The sequence below is a fragment of the Vibrio sp. 10N.247.311.12 genome, from assembly GCF_041467515.1.
In the GTDB taxonomy this organism is placed as follows: domain Bacteria; phylum Pseudomonadota; class Gammaproteobacteria; order Enterobacterales; family Vibrionaceae; genus Vibrio; species Vibrio crassostreae_C.
Genome location: NZ_JBFSUV010000031.1, coordinates 43,090 through 64,741, shown reverse-complemented (window position 1 = coordinate 64,741; position 21,652 = coordinate 43,090). Strand labels below are relative to the sequence as shown.

Genomic DNA, 21,652 nt, shown 5'->3' with positions numbered 1-21,652 from the left:
ACAGCTCTGAAGGATCCTTCAACCGATCGCTTTGGCTTTAACTGATCGGCATTACTCAACAATGAGCGCTTTATCTTCATAGCAACGTCTAATTCAGGCTTTCAGACTTTCAGGCTTTCAGGCTTTCAGGCTTTAAAAGAACCGTAAACCAAGATTAGTGCGTAATGGAAACCGCGGTTAAGTCTTTATGCTTGTGATACATCGCGTGTTTGACTATCAGGTTCGCACTCACGCTATCCATTCCTGACACTTCAACGTTAGCCCCTTTTTTACGGAACTTGAACACAACCTTATCAAGCGCCTCGACCGAGGTATTATCTAAGAATGACGCATCCGATATATCGATGGTCACTAAAGAGGTCGCGTTGTCATAATCAAATAAGTCGACAAACGCATCTGACGAAGCAAAGAAGACATGGCCTTTTACTCGGTGAATGGTGTGCATTTCGTTTGTCACGACTTCATCGGATATAAACACCATGGATTTGCTGGCATGTGCATAAAACAGAGCCGACAGCACCACGCCAACCGCAACACCTATTGCTAAATTATGAGTAAACACCACCACCGCCACGGTTGCTAGCATGGTTACATTGGTTGGCAGTGTGTGATCTTTAAGCTCAACAATGGAACGCCATGAGAATGTGCCGATAGAAACCATGATCATCACAGACACTAAAGCGGCCATCGGTATCAGCTTCAACCAATCAGAAACAAACACCACCATTAGCAACAAAACCACCCCAGCGATCATGCTGGACAATCGGGTTAAGCCACCTGATTTGATGTTAATGATCGACTGACCGATCATTGCGCAGCCCGCCATTCCACCAAAAAGGGAAGCCACGATGTTCGCAACGCCCTGCCCTTTACACTCATTGTTTTTATTGCTTTCAGTATCAGTCAGGTCATCGACTATGGTCGCTGTCATCAAGGATTCCAACAAGCCAACCAGAGACAGAGCAATCGAATATGGCAGGATGGTTGCAAGCGTCTCAAACGTGAATGGAATATTAGGAATCAAGAACACAGGCAGTGAATCGGGAAGCTTGCCCATATCGCCAATCGTTCTCACATCTAAGCCGAAGAGCAAACTAATGATTGTCAGGGTAACAATCGCGACCAGTGGAGAAGGTATTGCGCGACCAAACTTGGGGAAATAAGGAAGCAGATAAATGATCGCCAAACCCAAAGCGACTAACACGTAAACGCTTGAAGGGACGTTGATTAATTCAGGAAGTTGGGCCATGAAAATTAGAATGGCGAGCGCGTTAACAAATCCAGTAATCACCGATTTGGAAACGAAATTCATCAGGTTACCAAGCTTGAGATAACCAGCTGCGATCTGAATGACGCCAGCTAGAAATGAAGCGGCGAGTAGATATTCTAGTCCGTGCTCTCTCACTAAAGTGACCATTAGTAGCGCCATAGCGCCTGTTGCACCGGAAATCATTCCCGGACGACTGCCAACCAAAGCAGTGACGACACAAATACAGAACGAGGCATAGAGCCCTACTTTAGGGTCAACGCCTGCAATAATTGAAAATGCGATGGCTTCAGGGATCAATGCGAGTGCAACCACAATCCCAGATAATGAATCTCCTTTAACGTTTGATAACCAGTGTTTTTTTAAATAATTAAGCATGTAATTCTCTTTTACTTGTACAGCCAGTCCTGCCTTGTTGAGACATAATTTGATCGACTGTTTTTCTTGAATGAGCGAGCGCTCGAAAAGTGCGGGTGTAGAGAGAATGCAGGGGTTAAGGCGGCGTAATTAACACGTAGATATTAAACTCCTCTTGTACTTTAGTGGGAAATTAAGAAGGTGATCAAGTCCAAAATGACTGAATCCGCGCCAATATAGAGTGAGTCTCAACACAATCACACTCCCATTATTGAAAACAAAGGTTTCGATTACGCCATGCTCGTTCAGCAGCTCACATAGGGTGAAAGGTAAGGCTGACGCTAAGATCGAACAAAAAACACACCCTCAAACCTATTTATCGTCAGTAGACACAATATTTCTTTCACCAAGCAAGAATAAAGGTTGAAGCTGTCGGTATGACAGGTAATATGTTCAATCGATTTAAAAAGTTTATACAACTTGATGTTTCGGCTAATTATTGTGCAAATGTATATTTATTTGCAGCAATGCCAGAGACTTTGAGTTGAATTTGTCCCTCAATGGAGAATGAAATCAACATGACTTACGCGCCTGTAACAGACGTACTTGGCGGCAAGCTAGCGGTAGACAGTGAAGTAACTGTTCGCGGCTGGATCCGTTCACGTCGTGATTCCAAAGCTGGAATCTCTTTCCTTGCCATTTATGACGGCTCTTGTTTCGACCCGATTCAGGCCGTGGTTCCTAATAATCTTAATAATTACGAAGACGAAGTATTAAAGCTAACAACTGGCTGCTCTGTTGAAGTAACAGGTAAGATTGTTGAGTCTCCTGCGAAAGGTCAAGACTTCGAACTAGCAGCAACTGACGTTAAAGTTGTAGGCTGGGTTGAAGACGCTGACACTTACCCAATGGCTAAGACACGTCACTCTATTGAATACCTTCGTGAAGTTGCTCACCTACGCCCACGTACAAACGTGATCGGCGCAGTAGCACGTGTACGTAACTGTCTATCTCAAGCGATTCACCGTTTCTACCACGAGCAAGGTTTCTTCTGGACTTCAGCTCCGCTTATCACTGCATCTGATGCAGAAGGCGCTGGTGAAATGTTCCGCGTATCGACGCTAGACATGGAAAACCTGCCTCGCACTGACGAAGGCAAAGTTGACTTCAACGAAGATTTCTTCGGTAAAGAAACTTTCCTAACAGTATCTGGCCAACTTAATGCTGAAGCTTACGCTTGTGCACTAAGCAAGGTTTACACGTTCGGTCCTACGTTCCGTGCTGAAAACTCAAACACAAGCCGCCACCTAGCTGAGTTCTGGATGGTTGAGCCTGAAGTTGCGTTTGCAGACCTTAACGATGTAGCGAAACTGGCTGAAGACATGCTTAAGTACGTTTTCGCTGCTGTTCTTGAAGAGCGCCGCGACGACCTTGAATTCTTCGCTTCTCGCATCGACAAGCAAGCAATTACTCGTCTAGAGCAATTCGTTGACGCTGACTTCGCACAAGTTGACTACACTGACGCAATCCAAATCCTACTAGACTCTGGTAAGAAATTTGAGTTTGACGTTGAGTGGGGCATCGACATGTCTTCTGAGCATGAGCGTTACCTAGCTGAAGAGCACTTCAAAGCACCTGTTATCGTTAAGAACTACCCGAAAGACATCAAAGCTTTCTACATGCGCTTAAACGACGACGGCAAAACAGTTGCAGCAATGGACGTACTTGCACCAGGCATCGGTGAAATCATCGGTGGTGCACAACGTGAAGAGCGTCTAGACATTCTAGACGAGCGTATGATTGCTATGGGTATCGACCCTGAGCACATGAGCTGGTACCGCGACCTACGTAAATACGGTACAGTGCCACACGCTGGTTTCGGTCTTGGTTTCGAGCGTCTAGTATCTTACGTAACAGGTATGGGTAACGTTCGTGACGTGATTCCATTCCCACGTACACCACGCTCTGCAAACTTCTAATTCGAAACCTATTCGATATTAAAAGTTAAGAACAAACAAAAACCTCCGCACTTGCGGAGGTTTTTTTATGTTCGGAATAAAACGAGTCCAGATGCTTCTGCGTGCCACTATCTGAGACTCATTATTTCAAAAGCTAATCCACATCTTGGTCGATAGCGTATTTTATTGCAAGACCGCAGATTGCCATCATAACGAATGGGATCGCGGCAGTGGTGTATTCCGCCCACGCCATATCAGCGAATGCTTTTGCCAGCAGTACGTGGCCGAGAATAAGCAGAAGCGCACACACAATAGCGACAATAATCAGCTTAACTTCATTTCCCATAGTCATTTTCAACATAACGGTATCTCCAATATTTGGTCTACCGTTATTGAATCACAACTCTTTGGTCAATTAGGCGTACAGTTACCCCACAAACAACCCGTACAGTTGGAATGATTGTCTTTTTTATGAGGGACTTAAGGTTTTACGAGTGCGTAAGTTGATGTGCCAGTTTGCCAAGCCAGATGAGCGCCTGTTCTTTCTCTTCTGTCAGTTCATAAGAGAAGTTCAATCGTATCGCGTTATCCACTCTGCCATGCTCACTAAACAGATCGCCAGATGCAACGCTAATGCCTTGCTCGATAGCCAGTTGATGAAACTGTTGGCTGTCGAATTTTTCAGAAAAGCGAATCCATATCAAGTAGCCACCAGCCGGCTCTTCAATCTCTATTGAATGCGGAAAGCACTGCTTAATGACATCGATAAATCGCTCTTTCCTGACGACAAGGTTTTTACGCAGTTTACGAAGGTGATTGTCGTAGCTTTCATGCGTTAAGAAATGAGCGACACCAAGTTGAACAGGAGCGCTACTCGATAACGTAGAAAGAAGCTGTAACTTTTGAATCGCGTCGTTAAAACGCGTGTTCACAACCCACCCTACTCGATAACCAGGACACAAACTTTTTGAATACGACCCACAAAGCAAGACGGAATCGGTCTTATCGAAGGCCTTTAGTGGCTTCGGCTTATGCCCTTCGTAATAAAGATCGCCATACACGTCATCTTCAATAATGTAGGTTCCATGCTGTTCTGCAATCTCTACCACACGGCGCTTTGCCTGTTCCGACAAACTGGTTCCCGTTGGGTTTTGAAAAGTCGTCATCAGCCAACACGCTTTAACATCTTGGTTTTGTAGCGCGTTTTCAAACTGCTCTATATTCAACCCATTGATTGGGCAAACGTCCACTTCGATCGGGTTAAGCCCGAGCCTCTCGACAGCCTGCAGAGCACCATAGAATGCGGGAGACTCAATCACGACGTTATCACCCGACTTGGTGACCGTTTGCAGGCTCAAGTTGAGCGCCTCCATAGCACCCGACGTAATCACGATGTCTTGATGATTAACCGTGATCCCTTGCTGCAGATAACGCTGTGCGATTTGCCTTCTCAAGGACTCACTGCCCGGTGGTAAATTATTTATCACACTCGCGCCAGTCATCTTCCTACCCGCGCTGGCAAGGTTTCGAGTCAAGGTAGGTAACGGGAAAAGGTCGGGATCTGGGAATGCAGAGCCGAAAGGAATCACACCTTCGGCTGAACTCGACTTCAAGAAATCAAATAAGCGGTCATTAATGGCTTTCTTTTCACTAACGAGTGGCTGTGCGTAGTCAACGCCGTCCAGCCTTGGCGCTACAAAGTAGCCCGACTGAGGTTTAGCGATGATCCACCCTTCGCTTTCTAGCAACTGGTAGGCTTGTAAGACAGTACTATTGCTGACGTTGTAATTTCGACAACTCATGCGTACCGAAGGGATCTTCTCTCCGGATCGCCACGTATTGTTGGCTATCTGAGTTCGAATATCCTTTGCAAGCTCTTCATAACGCGCCATCTAATTGTACTACCTAGAGAAATTCTGTGAGCCGGTGATTTTATCACTTACGCCAACAACTATTGCTGCTATCCATATGATCGCACCTAATTTCCACAATAGTGTGAATTAATTCACAGATAACTTTGTAAGCTTTGCTAAGTTTGTACCCAAGGTAGGAGCTAAGTTGGCTTTCTACCTCAATAATTTGATGTAACCCAAAAACATGCGAGATAACAATGAAAAAAATAGAAGCAGACCAATTAAGTTATAAAGGAGAGTCAAACGGTGTTCACAGTTGGACAACACCGAGCGGTCAGCCATATTACTGGCACCCAGATTGGCTCCATATTGCTGAAGATGCGACAGGCTCACATCCAAAGCAAAAGATCGATGTCGAACAAGACCAAGCACCAACGGAAAAACACGCGGTGTCTGCTATTCTGAAACACATCAACCAATGGGCTGCAGACAAACTAGCGTCTCACCCTGAGATTGAAACCGGCTCAATCGAAGCTGAAATCAATCTCAAAAAGTAACGGGGTAAAGTAGATAGCAAACTCAATCACTCGCGATTCTAACCAGTACACAGACTGAATAGCCTCGAACCTCGACCGAGGCTATTCAAGTATCTTCATAAAAATGCTGCAATAACCCCCACCTAGCTAACAAATCTCTAACACAAACCAGTTTCTTGTATCAATCCACGAAAGCTATCGATAGAATTTCCGGTCTTATTCACGTCACTTATGCTAATCATTCGCAATTCTAAAGTCGTGAATCAATGAATGCGTAAATCTAATAAGAATGAGAACAAAGGCTTACCGATGGATACTTCAAATTACAATCAATCGCTAACGACTAAGTTATACGTCATTGCTGGCGTGCTGTTTGGCACCTATGGCAGTCGGGTGTGCCCTATGCTCGATAGCTTAACGACGTTAGAGATTTTCACACAAGTCAGTATTGTGTTTATCTTATTATGGCTCGCACGTCGTTACCCATTGGCGCAACATACCTTGGTCAAGCAAGGCCGATTCGCGCAACTCGATACCCTGCTATTTTTTGCTGCAAGTGTGCCTTTCGCGCTCTACTACAACTTAAGCTATGAATTCACCATAGATAGTAATTTGAAGGTGCTGTTTGGCATGAGTCTATTCGGCTTCTTTACCGGAACCATTCTTCAATTGAATGCCAAGCTCAGCCAAATGGATAAAATGGAGACGACTGGACAATTCGACTTCCAACTGGTTGGTGAAAGAAGTTCACTGGTCAAGCAGATGATTGGGTTAGTCGTCGTACTTCTGGTTACACTGACCACCATGCTGACGATGATTGCCGTAAAAGATATCTTCTGGTTAGAGCACAACCCTGAACGCTTGTTGGATGGCACAGGCAAAATCAGCGTGATTAAAGAGTTCATTTATTTGGCAGTAGTTCTGGGTGGATACGCGATAACCATTATGACTTTATGGAGCAAGCTGATTAAGCGAATTCTCCTAAGCCAAGAACACGCATTGAGAAAGGTTACCAGTGGCGAACAAGGCGTTCGCTTACCTATTTTCGGCTACAATGAGCTGGGTTCAATGGCATCAATGACCAATACCATGCTTGATAGCCTCGAAACGGCACAAAACGAAGTCAAAACGACCCGTGACGTTGCGATCGTAAGTTTGTCTGCGTTGGCAGAATCTCGAGACAATGAAACCGGTGCTCACATTCTGAGAACCCAAGAATACGTAAAGGTACTCGCACAAGAGCTCAGTAAGTCGGAAATCCACGCAAACTTGTTAACACCAAACTACATCGAGCTGCTTTACAAATCTGCTCCACTTCATGACGTAGGCAAAGTAGGCGTTCCTGATAACGTGTTATTGAAACCGGGTAAATTGACGGACGAAGAGTTTGAGATAATGAAAGGTCACCCCGCGATTGGTGCTGAAGCCTTGTCTATTGCAGAAAAGCAGTTAGGAAGCAGCTCTTTCTTAAGAGTCGCAAAAGAGATATCTCTGACTCACCACGAGAAATGGAATGGCAGTGGTTATCCTAATCAGTTGTCTGGTGAAGATATCCCGTTATCTGGCCGTTTAATGGCATTAGCTGATGTTTATGATGCGCTCATCTCGAAGCGAGTCTACAAGCCAGCCTTTACTCATGAACAAGCTAAACAGATCATCTTAGAGGGCAATGGGACGCATTTTGATCCGCAAGTTGTCCAAGCTTTTCTGGTCGTCGAACAAGCGTTTGTTTCAATTGCTGCGACCTACAAAGATGGCAAAAATGTAGCGAGTGAACTCGAGCGCGAAAGCTTTATTGCTCAACCAGCGTAATCTATTCAAAATCCACTAACTTCTTGCACCCTATAGGTTAATCCGTAGGGTGTTTTGTTATCAAATATCCTCTTTAGTCAATAAATCTGATTGAAATGGATTTTTTTTGGTCTTTCTGTTCACTTCGTATTGTCTTAAAAATTCCATACAGGTATAACTACCCATAGATACTATCCCCTCTCAATTGACATGGATGAAGATTATGTTTGAAAAAGTGTTAGCTGCTCCCGCCGATCCTATCCTCGGCCTTACTGAAGAGTTTAAAAAAGACTCTCGTGCAGAGAAAATCAACCTTGGCGTTGGCATCTACAAAAATGAAGATGGTCAAACACCAGTACTTAAAACAGTAAAGAAAGCAGAAGCTGCACTTCTTGAAAACGAAAAAACCAAATCTTACCTAACGATTGAAGGTACAGCTGAATACGGTCTAGCGGTTCAGAAACTTCTTTTCGGTTCAGACGCAGAGATCGTTGAATCTCAACGCGCTAAAACAGCACAAGCTCCAGGTGGTACAGGTGCACTTCGCGTAGCGGGTGAATTCATCAAGCGCCAACTGGGCGAAGTGAAAATCTGGATCAGTAACCCAACTTGGGCTAACCACAACGGCGTTTTCGCAGCTGCGGGGATCGAAACTGCTCAATACAGCTACTACAACGCTGAAACTAAAGACAAAGACTTCGCTGGTATGGTTGCTGACCTAGAGAAAGCTTCTGAAGGCGATATCGTTCTTCTTCACGGCTGCTGTCACAACCCAACCGGTATCGACCCAACAACTGAAGAGTGGGAAGTACTGGCTAAATTGGTTGCTGAGAAGAAACTGCTGCCTCTATTCGATTTTGCTTACCAAGGTTTTGCAAAAGGCGTTGAAGAAGATGCTGCTGGCCTACGTATTTTTGCTCAATACAACAAAGAGATCCTTGTTGCTAGCTCGTTCTCTAAGAACTTCGGCTTGTACAACGAGCGTGTTGGTGCATTCACTCTGGTTGCTGAATCAGCAGACGTAGCAACGACAGCATTCTCTCAAGTTAAGAGCATTATCCGCTCTATCTACTCTAACCCACCAGCCCACGGCAGTGCTGTCGTTACTCACATCCTTGGTGATGCTGATCTACGTGCTGAATGGGAAGCAGAAGTGGCAGAAATGCGTGACCGTATCCAAGAGATGCGTGAACTATTCGTAACGACACTGAAATCAGAAGGTGTTGATGCAGACTTCACATTCATCGAACGTCAAAACGGCATGTTCTCGTTCTCAGGTCTAAGCAAAGAGCAAGTAACTCGCCTAAAAGACGAATTCGCTATCTACATTGTTGGCTCTGGTCGTATCAGCGTTGCTGGTATGACTAAGTCAAACATGGGTCCTCTATGTAAAGGTATCGCTGCGGTTCTTTAATCGAAAAGCGAAACCTGTATTTGCAGACCACAAGCTTGCACTTACAGACCAATAGATGTGTAAAAGCCAGCAATCAAGCTGGCTTTTTTGTGTCTCCACTTTCAGGTTTAGATACTTTGGAAGTTAATACTCTAGGAAAAATTCCACACCTAGCTCATTAGTACGCTCGCTACGAATTTTACCTTCACCATCTCGATGTTGGTATGACCCACCAATCGCAAACTTGTTAGTCACTAGATAGCGTAAACCTAAGTGATAGATCTCTTCATCAAACAGGTCACTTCGATTCACTTGCACGCTGCCGTTGGCAATCCAACGTTTCGCAAAGCCATAGTTAAGCTCAGCTTTTACCCCTTGGATGAACTCAGTGTCTGAAGATTCAGTTCGGTTGGTGTCATTATTTTCAACCTTACCTTTAGTGATACCAAGCAGGTAGTAAGCCACTATATCTAAATCTTTCTTAATGCTGTAACGGTAACCAACACCTGGCATCAGCGTATCAATTCGAGTTGTGGTGTCATCAGGGTGAATAAAGCGTGCGCTGTAGTCTCCCAGCAACAACCAATCATCCGTCATCGCGTAACTGACGCCTAATCCATACGACGAGGCGTTATTATTACTGCCTGCATCTTCATTTAAACTGCCCGAATGCGCCGTGGCATAAATATGGTCGTAATCTAAAATATCCACCGCGTTAGTGTCCGCCCACAAACTTGGAGAAAACATAAAAACCGCAGATACAAAACTAAGCTTCCACTTCGACATTCTTATCATCCTTAAACTGTCACTCCATTAATTGAAAGGTTAGTCTATCCATAAGACTTTAAAAAGGTTTTAGCTCACAGATTGATTTGTGACGGCAAAATATTATCAAATGTTGTACCATGAAATCATACAAACCAATGGATGATCATTATGGATGCTGAGTTATTAGAGATTCAAAACTTTCTGGCACAATACCCCCCTTTCACAGAACTCCCTGAGGAGATGTTGGCGAAAGTGACCAGTAGCGTGGAAATTTCTTATTACCGCCAAGATACCCCTATCATTCACTTTGGTGATCAAATTCATGACTTATACATCGTTCGAAGTGGCGAAGTCGAAGTCTACCGCCGTAAAGGCGAACTCTATAACCGCCTGGATGAAGGCCACTTGTTCGGTCAAATGGGCCTACTGACCAACAACAAGGTGCGTTTTCCAGTTAAAGCGACTGAAGACACCCTACTCTACTGTATTCCTGAGCCTATCTTCCAAGAGCTCTACGACAACTACGACTCCTTTGCCGATTTCGTAGAAGTAGAAGATAACGCGCGACTGCGCCAAGCCAACTCAGACAGCAACGACGCTAACGACTTAACGACATCCAAGGTTAAAACGCTGCTGACCAGCGAAGCACCAATGATCGAAAAAACGCGCACGATTCAGCAAGCTGCGACCATGATGGCACAGGATAATGTTTCCTCTTTGTTGATCATCGACCCAGAAATCGTTGAAGATGATGAAGATGACTCAACACCCGTGATTGGCATCATCACCGACCGAGATTTATGTACTCGCGTTTTAGCTGAAGGGCTTGACCCATCGGATGAAGTCTCTAGCGTAATGACACCTGAGGTTATCTCTCTCGATCACAATGCTTACGTATACGAAGCTATGATGACCATGCTTCGCTATAACGTGCATCATTTACCAGTGCTTAAAGATAAGAAGCCGATTGGTATTATCGAAGCGACCGATATTGTTCGTTATGAGTCTCAAAACTCGCTGTTATTGGTAAGTAGTATCTTCCAGCAACAAAGTATCGAAGATCTGAAGGTGCTTTCCGAGCAAGTAAAAGACAGCTTTGTGCGCTTAGTTAACGAAGATGCCAACGCCCACATGGTGGGTACTGCAATGTCGGTAATTGGTCGTAGCTTTAAGCAGCGAATTATCGAACTGGGCGAAGAGAAATTGGGCAAGTCGCCTATTCCTTACTGTTTCCTCGCACTGGGCTCTATGGGGCGTGATGAGCAGCTGCTGGTTACCGACCAAGATAACGCAATCATTCTTGATGATACCTACGACGAGAAAAAGCACGGTAAATACTTTGAGGAGCTGTCGACCTTTATTTGTGATGGCTTAGATCAGTGTGGCTATGTGTATTGTACTGGCGATATCATGGCGACTAACCCAACGTGGCGTATGACTCGTCGACAATGGGAAGAGTGCTTTGCCGATTGGATTGATGATCCAAACCCGAAAGCACTGTTAAATGCTTCAATCTTCTTCGACTTAGATGGCGTTTATGGTCGTCTAAAATGGGCCGAGCAATTGAACAGCTTTATTGTTCGACGCGCACGTAAGAACAATCGCTTCTTGGCGTGTCTTGCACGTAACGCACTCAACCGTACACCGCCGCTCGGTTTCTTCAAAGATTTCGTGATGGAGAAAGATGGCCGTCACAACAACTCTATCAACCTTAAGCGTCGTGGTACTGCGCCACTGGCCGATTTGATTCGTGTTCACTCGCTCGCGGTAGCGTCTCGCTCTAAGAACTCGTTCGAACGCTTAGATGACATTATCGACGCTGGTATTCTGCCAAAAGGCCGTGCTCAAGATTTGAAAGATGCGATGGAGTTTATCTCTCTGGTTCGTATTCGTCACCAAGCACACGATGTCGACAACAACATCGAGCCTGATAACAACATCGAGCCAGAGAACCTGTCTGACTTCGAACGACGTAACCTAAAGGATGCATTCCAAATATTAAGTAATGCGCAAAACTTCCTTAAGTTCCGTTATCAAGCCAGCAACAAGTTTAAGTAGGGCCTATGAACAAACTATTCAGATCACCTGCGGTCGATTGGCCATTTAAGTTTGCTCAGAAGCTAGAACGAGCGAGAGACGAGCGCTTAAAGCACTTTTATAGCCAGCCTCTTCCTGCGCCTGATACGCCACTTTCAGAAGTGATGTTCTTGGCTGTCGACTTTGAAACGACGGGGTTAAACCCAAACAAAGACGGCATCATTACCATTGGTTTAGTGCCATTTACGCTCAATCGTATCTACTTACGACAAGCCAAACACTGGACGCTGAGACCCAAACAGAAGTTGGAAGAAGAGTCTGTCGTGATTCATGGCATCACTCACAATGACATCATTGATGCGCCAGACCTTAACGAAGTGTTGGGAGAGATCTTAGAATCAATGGCGGGACATATCCCAGTGGTTCACTATCGTCGTATCGAACGTGACTTCTTAGATAACGCATTAAAAGTGAGGTTAGGTGAAGGCATTGAGTTCCCAGTCCTCGACACGCTGGAGATTGAATCTCAGATCCAAAATAAACTGGCTGGCGGCTTGTGGAATAAGCTAAAAGGTAAGAAGCCGGCTTCAGTGAGACTGGGTCAGAGTCGTCGTCGATACCACCTACCCGACTACACGCCACATCATGCATTAACTGATGCTATTGCGACCGCTGAGCTACTCCAAGCGCAAATTGCTCATCACTTTGACTCTGAGATGCCTCTGAAGAGTTTCTGGCTCTAGCTGAGTTACGTAAGCTAAATACAAACACAAAGCCCATCAACTTCCATTGGTCGGCTTTTTCATTTTTATCGTCTGTGTTTAAGCAACGGTTGGCCCGACTAAGCGCATTTCCCATAAGCGTTTAAACATATTATAACGTCACACCCCAGCAGTTCCGCTCTAATGGGCGTCGAAAATCGTGATCGCTATTTGTCAGCGTGATTGGCATTATTACTTCCCAACCACAGACAACGTTTGGTAATAAAGACGCTTTTGCTGATACATATTCTCATCAGCGACTGAGAACAATTGCTCAACGTCTGTTGAATTACTAGAGGCTGCACCAATCGAGAATCTGACAGGAATAGAGATACCCGCTTTAGTCTCGATTGCCTGTTGCTCCTGAGCAATGTACAACTGCTCAGTCATCTTTGCGACATTGAGCGAACTCGACTCACCAGACGTTAAGGTAAGCACCGCAAATTCATCTCCACCCAAACGGTATAGATTACTGGCAGGTGTCAATTCGTGGCTGATTACGTCTACGCAGCGCTGTATCAGCTCATCCCCGATCTCATGCCCATGAACATCATTGGTCGTTTTCAAGCCATTGATATCAATAATGATCAAAGAAATCTGATTTTGATTGTCGTTAATGCTGCGTTTACTGAATTCGAGATCTTCATTAAAAGCTTTACGATTCAAACAGCCAGTCGGCATGTTAATCCGTGTAATATTTTCGAGCTCTAGCCAACCAGCTAACTGTTTTTGGTACATGTCAAAAATCAGAAGATCTTCTTCACTGAGGACATCAAATGAACTTGAACAAAAATACCCGATCGCCGTCCCCTGTGAGTCACAGAGTATCAGGTCAGCCTCGCCAGTCCGGTTAAAATGAAACTGAATCGAATGTTGAACAAGTAATGTCTTTAACTCTTGATCGACCATTTGAGGAATCAACCGATATTCAGCCGCGTGTCTTGATGATGCAAACTGAACGATCTTCAAAAGACGATGCTTCTGGGATTCTTCACGCGCGAGCGAATACGTTAACTTGCTGGTTTTCTCTTCAACTAAGTCCTCTAGCAGAACATTAAACCTTTCGAGTTTATCGTTACTTTCTGTAAGCTCACGGACTTGGTATTGTATGCGACCCCACAAGGTTTCCAATAAACGACTCAGCGTGACGAACTCTGTAAAACGATGTTCATCCACACTATGAGTCGGTGACTGGTTATGCGAATACGACGTAACAGATTCAGCCAACAGGTTTAACTGCCCTGAGAACCAGCGGCTTAGGAACAGAGCAAACACAATCGCGATGGCAAGCGTCGCCACCAATATTCTGACAAAGACCACCTGAGCTTGTTGCATCTCTAATAAACGCTCACTGTCGGAAATATGATGTTTGACGTTCAGTACCAATTTGTCGGTAAAGAATGTGCTGTCGATAGAGATAATGTTCGCACTTTGTTCAGAAGATTGAGCATCCGTTGAATCAATATAGTTAAACTCAACCGACTCATTTTGATAAAGGAAAGGCGTCACTTTAGTCTTAAGTCTGTCATACCCCATAAGAACCACAAGATAACCCTGCGGCGTGTATGTAGAACCTTCTATCAAACGATAAGGTAAAATCGGCGCGACAAAAGCGATACCTGCAGCGGCATTATCCGCCACTTCAGTTTCGGTAAACTCGGTGTGGAACAATTTCCCTTGCCCATAAACCGATTGAGGACGCTTCAAGCTTTCTAATAACTGGCTCTGCTCAAAATGGTACAAGCTGCCTTTGCTGTCATAAATGGGCTTCCAGTTTTGGTCCAGAATATAAGTCGCGGACACACTCTCCGCTAGCGCATTGAAGCTATCCATCTTGTCCCAAACAACACTCGAGAAAAAGATATTACCACCCGCTTTAATCAATGATCGGTCATGCGAGTACCATTGAGTTAGGCTCGCCGTCAGCTTAATTTGCTCTTGTACGGTTTGACGAATACCGGTCGTAGAGTTGTCCAGCTTGGTTTCTTTTTGCTCTAAAGAACTTTGGTTTTGTTTATTGAGAATCAACTGTCCCGCTAGGTAAACAGGAAGCATTGAGCAAGCCAGCAACACCAAGCCCATGGTGTATTTTAATGATAGCTTCAATCTCTTACCCTCATATTCGCCGAGTAATATTGAACAAAATCATTGTAAAACTTATGCAGTTCACTCTTTGGCATCCCTGACTTGTAACGCTGATACGCCCGAGCCGATGCCTCCCAAACGATCGCCATCTTGTAGTCACTCGACATCATTTGCGATGCTTGAAACTCATCGTACATATTTGAAAGTGTCTGGTTACCTTCCTCAACACGGCGTTGATTAACCTCATAAAACGGCGAAACCATGGCACTCGAGTGAGCTAAATAGGTGAAACTGTTTGATTGCAGGTATTGAACGACTTCTTTCAAAGCCAATTTCTTATCTGGGTTTTGCATGCCTTTTTCCGTGACAGCAAAAACCTTTGCGCCACTAAATGAAGACATACTTTCACCACGATAGGTCGGCAACGAATTGATGTACAAATCTCGACCAAAGGCGGCATCGAGTTCGCTGAACGCCCAATCACCGTCAATCAAAAACTCGACTTCCCCATTGATGAACCTCTGCCTCGCGCAAATATCGCTGCACGATGATTCGATGACTTTTTTCTGCTGCAACATGTCGATGAAATCAAAGATAGCAACTAACCCTTCACCATTAACATTCTTCGACGATAATAAGTCTTCAGAAAAAAGCTGATAGAAAGCTAGATAGAAGTACATGTTTGGATTGGGAAAAAGCACGCTCACTTGATCGGACTGAGCAGAGCGTTCAATTAGGCTCTCCCATGTCACGACTTGCGCTTGAGGCTTGCTCGAATACAGAACGACTTGGTTTCCAATACCAACCGGTAACGCCTTAAGCTCACCGTTGATGACCACTGCATCAAGCGCTTTTTTCTCATAGCGTTGGGTATCGACCCAAGCATCAGGAAGCGTCGCTAAATCGATATATTCAGTTAGACCTAAGAAGTCAGAAGGAACCCAGATGGCGTCGGGAAAGGTATTGTCTCTAGGATCAGCAACAAGCAGTTCAGAACGAATACTGTTGACGTCAAACGAACGAATTTCTACACGATGATCAGTCATCGCTTCGATATGTTCTTTTACATAATCGGCCGTTTCATAATTAATACCAGCCCATATTTCAAGTGTGGACGAACAAGCAACGGCCGGAAATAGCATCGCAAATAGACTCAATAACCTCACACTTGGTTCCTTGTGGTAAAAATTAGACGTTGGATTTTAATCGCCCATCAATAAACCGGGCGATGCGGCTTATCGCTCACTGCTCATGATTAGAGACCTAGCTTTGGGCGACACGTTATATAGTAAAAAGTGCCTAAATAACAGTTGATACTCTCGCTTTAAGAGAAAGGTCTGCTCATTCTGATACATCCGTCATATCTCTGGATGACTGTTCTTACAATAAATCAACATACCATACCCTTTATTATTAACGACAAAAAAAATGCCGCAAAAGCGGCATCTATCTCGTTCGGTGCATTCGACACAATAAAAATCAAATAAGCAATTTATCAGTCAAAGCCCTATCATCGATTAAGCGTATTTCTCTTCGAAATCTTTCATGAAGCTAACCAGCGCTTGAACGCCTTCCAGAGACATTGCGTTGTAAAGTGAAGCTCTCATTCCACCTACTGCTCTATGCCCTTTCAGTGATTTCAGACCTGCAGCATCAGCCAATTCTAGGAACTTGCCATCTAACTCAGGTTTCGCCAGTTGGAACGGCACGTTCATTCTAGAACGGTTTGCAGTGTGAACATCGTTTTTGTAGAAAGCTGAGCTATCGATTGCATCGTAAAGCAGCGCTGCTTTCTCTTTGTTCACCAGCTCCATCGCTTCAACGCCACCTTGAGCTTTCAGCCACTTGAACACAAGGCCTGATAGGTACCAAGCGTACGTTGGTGGTGTGTTGAACATTGAGTCTTTTTCAGCAAGTACTTTGTAGTTCAGAATACTCGGCAACACGTCGTTTGCGAGTTCGAGTAGATCATCACGTACGATTGCAATGCAGATACCCGCAGGGCCGATATTCTTTTGCGCGCCCGCGTAGATAACACCGTACTGAGACACATCAATCTTACGAGACAGAATGTTAGATGACATATCCGCTACGATTGGCTTATCCGTTTGAGGAAGCTCGCTGATTTCAATACCATCGATGGTTTCATTCGGACAGAAATGTACATACGCAGCTTCCGGGTCAATTTTCCAATCTTTAGCTGGAACAACCGCTGCTTTACCATCAATTGACGTCTTCGCGTTGAATACATCGATTTCGCAATATTTGCTCGCTTCAGTCACTGCACTTTCTGCCCAGTAACCCGCATCAATGTAAGTCGCTTTCGTCGCATCACCTAAAAGGTTTAGAGGAACAGCAGCGAATTGAGCACGAGCGCCCCCCTGACAGAAAAGAACTTTGTAGTTGTCTGGGATGTTCAGAAGATCACGTAGGTCCTGTTCGGACTCGTCAGCAACTTGAATAAATTCCTTGCTGCGATGGCTGATTTCCATCACGGAAGTCCCTAAACCATTCCAATCAATAAAGTCCGCTTGCGCTTGTTTCATTACCGGTTTAGGCAGTGCAGCTGGGCCAGCACTGAAGTTGAATACGTTATCTAATGTAAGTTCCATGGGGATGATTGCTCCTGCTAAATAATAACTATGCAAGTAATACCATGTTTTACCCAACATAAAAACAACAAAAGAGGTCTTAAGACCTCTTTTGTTTTGTACCGTATAAAATGTTTAAGCTTAACCTGCTAAATCACCCTATCAGTATTCACGCCTGCTCTGTTTATTGAACCAAAACCGGCATAAGTAGAGCGATTAATGGAATTTCTTGTCCATTTTCGAACACTAGGTTTCCATTTTCTAAGTCAGCGCTGATTTCATAACCACTGTCTGTTTCCTTGATCATTTCCATCACAAGCAATTCATCGATACCTTCACGGATGAATGGATACTCTTCAACAAGTTCATTTGAGAAGCTAGAGTGAACGTTGCCCGTTAATGCAGGCATGATCATCGAAGGGTTGCTGCTGATGTTTTCGGTCCCTTCCGGCACGCTCACCAACCACTTAGATTCGAACTGTCCCTTACCTAACTCTAACGACATGTTGTTCATTGAAAGGTCGAAACCTTTAGCAAACAGGATATCGATAAATGGAATGATCTCTGCAACGTCTTCTTGCGTCATCACAGGATTAGATTGGTAAATCTCAAAGATTTTCTCAAACGACTCGCTATCCAACTTCGACATTTCAAAATCGACGTTTAGGTTGTTCAACTGGCCTTCACTGGTCTCGATGTTTGCGATATCCAGCTTGAGGTTGCTGCGCAGACGCTTAGTTGCTTCATCTAGATGTGATTCAAAATCGTACTTAGAATTTTCAATGGTCATGAAAGGCTGCATTGCAGAATCTGAAACCAAGAAGCTATCGATAGTAAAATTCTGAGTACCTAACCAGTAGCCTTTCGCTTGTTGGCCTGAACCCACACCTTTCAGATTAGACAGCGTTACCTCTTCACCGGTTTCAAAATCAATTTGAACTGAAGGGATTGAAAGCTCGTAATCAACTTGGCCTAAAACAGTCGCATGGCCAGAAAGATTCGATTTAGTGATCGAGACCGAAGTCCCATTCTCATCAGAACCTTGGTGATTGAACTGGCTTAACTCAAAGTTAAAGTCAGTGTTGCCGTTTAGCTCAGTACTAGTGGTCAGAGTTAAAGGCAGAATATCGGTATTCTCAAACGTCGACAGTGCATTTAGACTCACCAAACCATGGCTAACCGCACTATTTATGACAAACTCACTCGGCAACCCATCAATCGCAAGTTGCTCTTTCAGGTTTTCATCCATCACAGTTAAACGAGTGGTTACGTTGGAAGACAAGTAACCTCTATCGTATTCCACGATCTCAGCTTGAATGCTTGAATTGTTAAGCTTTGCAACGCCATCGGTAATCGCATTTTGTCCAATTTGCCCAACCGCTAAAGGCCAACATAGTGCCAATGAGATTGCTCCGCCAATTGCACCAATTTTTCTTAACTGTTCCATGAGTTCTCTTTCTACACGTGTCTGTTTTTTTTAGTCTACCCCATCAGTAGCAAACAAGAAACATTGAGTTAAATCAGTCTATTGCTCGATACTTCGATTGCCTCAATAAATTAACGGCTAGCTCTCATCCTTATTCGGCGGTTCTTGCTAGGCTAGAGACGTCGCTACTATTAAGGTTGAGCTGTGAATCAATACGCTGTTATCTGTTTGGACAATAATCCGGTTAGCATTGAAAGAATACGTTCGGAGCTGGCTCCGTTGGCTTGTGTATTCGATATTTATACTGCCGAGAACATAGAAGACGCACATCACGCATTAGAAGATATTCATGATCACAACCAAACCGTTGCCTTGGTGATCACTCATCATCATTCTGAATTTAATGGCGTGCAATTCCTGATTGAACTTCAACAGCTGCCCCATAGTAATACCGCAAGAACGATATTAGTCAGCGCTTCGTCAGACATTCAATCCATTTTAACCGCTGTGAATGAAGGTAGGCTCAACCACTGTTTAACCAAACCGGTTCAAGATCAGGTTCTGTTCAAATCAGCGCAAAAAGAGCTGACCTCTTTTGTTATCCAATACGACTCAGAAAACCTGCTCTCTTACAGCGATGCATTGGATCAACAACGCTTACTCAGAGCGCACATTGAGCAAAAGATTCACTCTTTCCAATCGGGTTTCATTCACGATTACCACCAGCTTTCTGATAATGCCCTTGCAGAACGTGTCGTCAGTGCCTTACAAGATGTGTTTTCAAAAGATGACAAAACTAAGGCCATTCGTGACTATTCCCCCGAGCATCTACTCACTGTGGAAGGCGAAGACAATCGCTTTTTATGGCTGATCATTGAGGGTGAAGCAGCTCTTTATAAGAAAGATGAACTTGGGCAACAGCGGGAAGTGGTACGTCACTCCAAAGGGAACATTGTTGGCGGGATGTCATTTGTAACAGGCGAGCCTTCGTTTTCTACGGCGATCACCCTAACGCAGACTCGCGTTATCAAACTGGATAAAGATAGCTTTGCTCAGGTGATGCATTCAAACAATACCCTGCTGCCTTTATTTACCAATCTATTGCTCCGTCATTTTAATCGACGTTTGCAACGCAGCATCACCAATAAGATCAAACTGCAGCAGACACTAGAATCATTAGAGTCTGCACATCAACAACTGATCGAGAAAGAGAAAATGGCGATGCTCGGGCAGCTAGTCGCGGGAGTCGCACATGAGCTGAATAACCCGATTGCTGCCATATTAAGAAGCATCGAAACTCTGTCAGACCATCTCGACCAAATATTGGCAAACCTATCCGTTCCAGAGTCCAATAAAGGGACTGACGTACTGGCACATTCAAAGTTAGCTAAGCCACTATCAACAGCCCAAGAAAGACAGCTCGTAAAGCATCTTACGTCGACGATTAATGACCGTGCTTTAGCAAAAAAAGCCGTGAGACTAAACCTAAGCCAAGACTCTACGGTTCTAAACACATTAAAGGCGTCCCCTGTCGCAGGCAAAGAGCTGCTCAATGACTTAGAGCATTACCATTATGTTGGAAACTCTATCCGCTCAATTCAAGTGTGCAGCAAGCGTATTGCCGATATGGTCAAAAGCTTAAAAAGCTATGCTAGAGAAGATGAAGAAGTTCGCCACTACACAGATATCCACGAAGGGCTTGAAGATACCTTAGTGATCTTCGAAAACAGGCTTAAACACCACCAACTCGAAAAGCATTACGATACCGACTTACCGCCTTTATTGTGCCAGTCGCTCTCGCTGCAACAAGTGTGGACCAACCTTATCTCCAATGCGCTCGATGCCCTATCTGAACGAGGAAAAGTGACCATCACCACTTCTCAACAGACAAAAGGCGACGACGCGTTTCTTGTGGTGCAAATCTCCGATACTGGCCACGGCATTGCCAAAGAAGACATCAACACCATTTTCAACCCAAATTTCACGACTAAAAAAGAAGGCAACTTTGGTTTAGGGATTGGGTTATCCATTTCTCAACAAATCGTTTCGGCTCATCAAGGGTTTATTTTGGTGGAGTCAGAGGTAGGCAGCCATACAAACATGCAAGTGTGGCTTCCATTCAAACAAGAAGGAGCACCTCATGAATAAGTACCTAATTTTATGTGTCGATGATGAACCTGAAGTTCTCAATAGTGTCCTTCAGGACTTGGCGATATTTGAAGAGAACTTTCTGGTTGAATGTGCAGAGTCGGTCGATGAAGCCAAGCAAGTAATCAAAGAAATGGGACAAGATGGTATTAAGCTCGCGTTAATCTTATGCGACCACATCATGCCAGAAGAAACCGGCATTGATTTTCTGATCGAACTCAACCAACACGACGCTACTAAACCAACGCGTAAGCTGTTGCTCACCGGGCAAGCTGGGCTAGAAGATACCGTCACAGCCATTAACAACGCAGCACTTGATTTCTATATTTCAAAACCTTGGCAAGGCGACCAACTGAGAGACACGATTACTCAACAATTGACTGACTATGTCATTGCCAACGACAAGCAATTGCTAAACTGGACTTCCATCTTAGATACCGAGCGCATACTGACTTCAATGGCGGATAAACGCACCAGTTTTGGTGAATAGCACTGATTGGTTAATGGATACTGAGAATAGCGTCATCCGATATAAAAACCTTCCGAATGTATACAAATTTTGGATAATTCGCTCGTCTATTTTTCTCATTCGCCCTAAACATGAGATCTCCGTTACATACTGATCCTTAATTTGCTTGTTTTTTAACTAAATGAGTAAGGTTTTACATTTTAAAGGATTAC

Annotated in this window: 16 protein-coding genes; 8 read left to right on the top strand and 8 right to left on the bottom strand. The window is 44.3% G+C overall.

Annotated features, from left to right (window positions below; genetic code table 11):
* Positions 1-154: 154 nt before the first annotated feature.
* Positions 155-1,645 (bottom strand): SulP family inorganic anion transporter, encoded by a 1,491-nt coding sequence (locus AB6E30_RS14575; RefSeq protein ID WP_372083116.1) that lies wholly within the window; start codon positions 1,643-1,645, stop codon positions 155-157.
* 557 nt (positions 1,646-2,202) lie between these two features.
* Between AB6E30_RS14575 and asnS the strand changes: the two genes are divergently transcribed.
* Entirely contained in the window at positions 2,203-3,603 is a 1,401-nt protein-coding gene (gene asnS / locus AB6E30_RS14570) for an asparagine--tRNA ligase (RefSeq protein WP_372104095.1), read from the top strand.
* Between the two features lie 133 nt (positions 3,604-3,736).
* On the opposite strand, the gene AB6E30_RS14565 is transcribed toward asnS, so the two are convergent.
* Together AB6E30_RS14565 and AB6E30_RS14560 are read right to left on the bottom strand one after the other, a co-directional pair.
* Positions 3,737-3,943: a hypothetical protein gene (locus tag AB6E30_RS14565; RefSeq protein ID WP_004734707.1), complete on the bottom strand. Its 207-nt coding sequence runs from the start codon at positions 3,941-3,943 to the stop codon at positions 3,737-3,739.
* A 127-nt stretch (positions 3,944-4,070) separates the two neighbouring features.
* Positions 4,071-5,474, bottom strand: a complete 1,404-nt coding sequence (locus tag AB6E30_RS14560; RefSeq protein ID WP_372083115.1) for a PLP-dependent aminotransferase family protein — start codon at positions 5,472-5,474, stop codon at positions 4,071-4,073.
* A gap of 218 nt (positions 5,475-5,692) precedes the next feature.
* Between AB6E30_RS14560 and AB6E30_RS14555 the strand changes: the two genes are divergently transcribed.
* The 3 genes from AB6E30_RS14555 (at position 5,693) to AB6E30_RS14545 (ending at position 9,176) form a co-directional block, all read left to right on the top strand.
* Positions 5,693-5,992 (top strand): hypothetical protein, encoded by a 300-nt coding sequence (locus tag AB6E30_RS14555; RefSeq protein WP_017060414.1) that lies wholly within the window; start codon positions 5,693-5,695, stop codon positions 5,990-5,992.
* A gap of 249 nt (positions 5,993-6,241) precedes the next feature.
* Positions 6,242-7,783 (top strand): HD-GYP domain-containing protein, encoded by a 1,542-nt coding sequence (locus AB6E30_RS14550; protein WP_372104091.1) that lies wholly within the window; start codon positions 6,242-6,244, stop codon positions 7,781-7,783.
* Positions 7,784-7,985: 202 nt separating this feature from the next.
* A complete protein-coding gene (locus AB6E30_RS14545; protein ID WP_372104089.1) occupies positions 7,986-9,176 on the top strand; it encodes an amino acid aminotransferase in 1,191 nt (396 codons plus the stop codon).
* A gap of 123 nt (positions 9,177-9,299) precedes the next feature.
* Here the strand turns inward: AB6E30_RS14545 and AB6E30_RS14540 are convergent, their stop codons facing one another.
* Positions 9,300-9,941: an outer membrane beta-barrel protein gene (locus tag AB6E30_RS14540; protein ID WP_372104086.1), complete on the bottom strand. Its 642-nt coding sequence runs from the start codon at positions 9,939-9,941 to the stop codon at positions 9,300-9,302.
* A 150-nt stretch (positions 9,942-10,091) separates the two neighbouring features.
* Here AB6E30_RS14540 and AB6E30_RS14535 point away from each other — a divergent pair, with 150 nt between their 5' ends.
* Positions 10,092-11,981: a DUF294 nucleotidyltransferase-like domain-containing protein gene (locus tag AB6E30_RS14535; RefSeq protein WP_017060410.1), complete on the top strand. Its 1,890-nt coding sequence runs from the start codon at positions 10,092-10,094 to the stop codon at positions 11,979-11,981.
* A 5-nt stretch (positions 11,982-11,986) separates the two neighbouring features.
* Positions 11,987-12,703 carry a 3'-5' exonuclease gene (locus AB6E30_RS14530; RefSeq protein WP_372104083.1) on the top strand — a complete coding sequence of 239 codons (717 nt, stop codon included), beginning with the start codon at positions 11,987-11,989 and terminating at the stop codon, positions 12,701-12,703.
* Positions 12,704-12,913: 210 nt separating this feature from the next.
* On the opposite strand, the gene AB6E30_RS14525 is transcribed toward AB6E30_RS14530, so the two are convergent.
* From AB6E30_RS14525 to AB6E30_RS14510, 4 genes are all read right to left on the bottom strand, one after another.
* On the bottom strand, positions 12,914-14,803 hold the full coding sequence (locus AB6E30_RS14525; RefSeq protein ID WP_017065412.1) for a GGDEF domain-containing protein: 1,890 nt from the start codon (positions 14,801-14,803) through the stop codon (positions 12,914-12,916).
* A 20-nt stretch (positions 14,804-14,823) separates the two neighbouring features.
* A complete protein-coding gene (locus tag AB6E30_RS14520) occupies positions 14,824-15,972 on the bottom strand; it encodes an extracellular solute-binding protein (protein ID WP_029235305.1) in 1,149 nt (382 codons plus the stop codon).
* A 351-nt stretch (positions 15,973-16,323) separates the two neighbouring features.
* A complete protein-coding gene (serC, locus tag AB6E30_RS14515) occupies positions 16,324-17,418 on the bottom strand; it encodes a 3-phosphoserine/phosphohydroxythreonine transaminase (protein ID WP_017065411.1) in 1,095 nt (364 codons plus the stop codon).
* A gap of 163 nt (positions 17,419-17,581) precedes the next feature.
* Complete coding sequence (locus AB6E30_RS14510) at positions 17,582-18,844, bottom strand: DUF945 family protein (RefSeq protein WP_372104080.1); 1,263 nt, start codon at positions 18,842-18,844, stop codon at positions 17,582-17,584.
* Positions 18,845-19,027: 183 nt separating this feature from the next.
* Here AB6E30_RS14510 and AB6E30_RS14505 point away from each other — a divergent pair, with 183 nt between their 5' ends.
* Both AB6E30_RS14505 and AB6E30_RS14500 read left to right on the top strand, forming a co-directional pair.
* Positions 19,028-20,971 carry an ATP-binding protein gene (locus tag AB6E30_RS14505; protein WP_372104078.1) on the top strand — a complete coding sequence of 648 codons (1,944 nt, stop codon included), beginning with the start codon at positions 19,028-19,030 and terminating at the stop codon, positions 20,969-20,971.
* Entirely contained in the window at positions 20,964-21,461 is a 498-nt protein-coding gene (locus AB6E30_RS14500; protein WP_372104075.1) for a response regulator, read from the top strand. The genes AB6E30_RS14505 and AB6E30_RS14500 overlap by 8 nt, the downstream gene beginning before the upstream one ends.
* Positions 21,462-21,652: the final 191 nt, after the last annotated feature.

Excerpts from the sequence above, each read along its gene's own strand:
- serC (WP_017065411.1), bottom strand. The coding sequence starts at position 17,418 with ATGGAACTTACATTAGATAACGTATTCAACTTCAGTGCTGGCCCAGCT.
- AB6E30_RS14500 (WP_372104075.1), top strand. The coding sequence starts at position 20,964 with ATGAATAAGTACCTAATTTTATGTGTCGATGATGAACCTGAAGTTCTC.
- AB6E30_RS14565 (WP_004734707.1), bottom strand. The coding sequence starts at position 3,943 with ATGTTGAAAATGACTATGGGAAATGAAGTTAAGCTGATTATTGTCGCT.
- AB6E30_RS14540 (WP_372104086.1), bottom strand. The coding sequence starts at position 9,941 with ATGTCGAAGTGGAAGCTTAGTTTTGTATCTGCGGTTTTTATGTTTTCT.
- AB6E30_RS14535 (WP_017060410.1), top strand. The coding sequence starts at position 10,092 with ATGGATGCTGAGTTATTAGAGATTCAAAACTTTCTGGCACAATACCCC.
- AB6E30_RS14545 (WP_372104089.1), top strand. The coding sequence starts at position 7,986 with ATGTTTGAAAAAGTGTTAGCTGCTCCCGCCGATCCTATCCTCGGCCTT.
- AB6E30_RS14530 (WP_372104083.1), top strand. The coding sequence starts at position 11,987 with ATGAACAAACTATTCAGATCACCTGCGGTCGATTGGCCATTTAAGTTT.
- asnS (WP_372104095.1), top strand. The coding sequence starts at position 2,203 with ATGACTTACGCGCCTGTAACAGACGTACTTGGCGGCAAGCTAGCGGTA.
- AB6E30_RS14525 (WP_017065412.1), bottom strand. The coding sequence starts at position 14,803 with ATGGGCTTGGTGTTGCTGGCTTGCTCAATGCTTCCTGTTTACCTAGCG.
- AB6E30_RS14510 (WP_372104080.1), bottom strand. The coding sequence starts at position 18,844 with ATGGAACAGTTAAGAAAAATTGGTGCAATTGGCGGAGCAATCTCATTG.
- AB6E30_RS14575 (WP_372083116.1), bottom strand. The coding sequence starts at position 1,645 with ATGCTTAATTATTTAAAAAAACACTGGTTATCAAACGTTAAAGGAGAT.
- AB6E30_RS14550 (WP_372104091.1), top strand. The coding sequence starts at position 6,242 with ATGCGTAAATCTAATAAGAATGAGAACAAAGGCTTACCGATGGATACT.
- AB6E30_RS14555 (WP_017060414.1), top strand. The coding sequence starts at position 5,693 with ATGAAAAAAATAGAAGCAGACCAATTAAGTTATAAAGGAGAGTCAAAC.
- AB6E30_RS14560 (WP_372083115.1), bottom strand. The coding sequence starts at position 5,474 with ATGGCGCGTTATGAAGAGCTTGCAAAGGATATTCGAACTCAGATAGCC.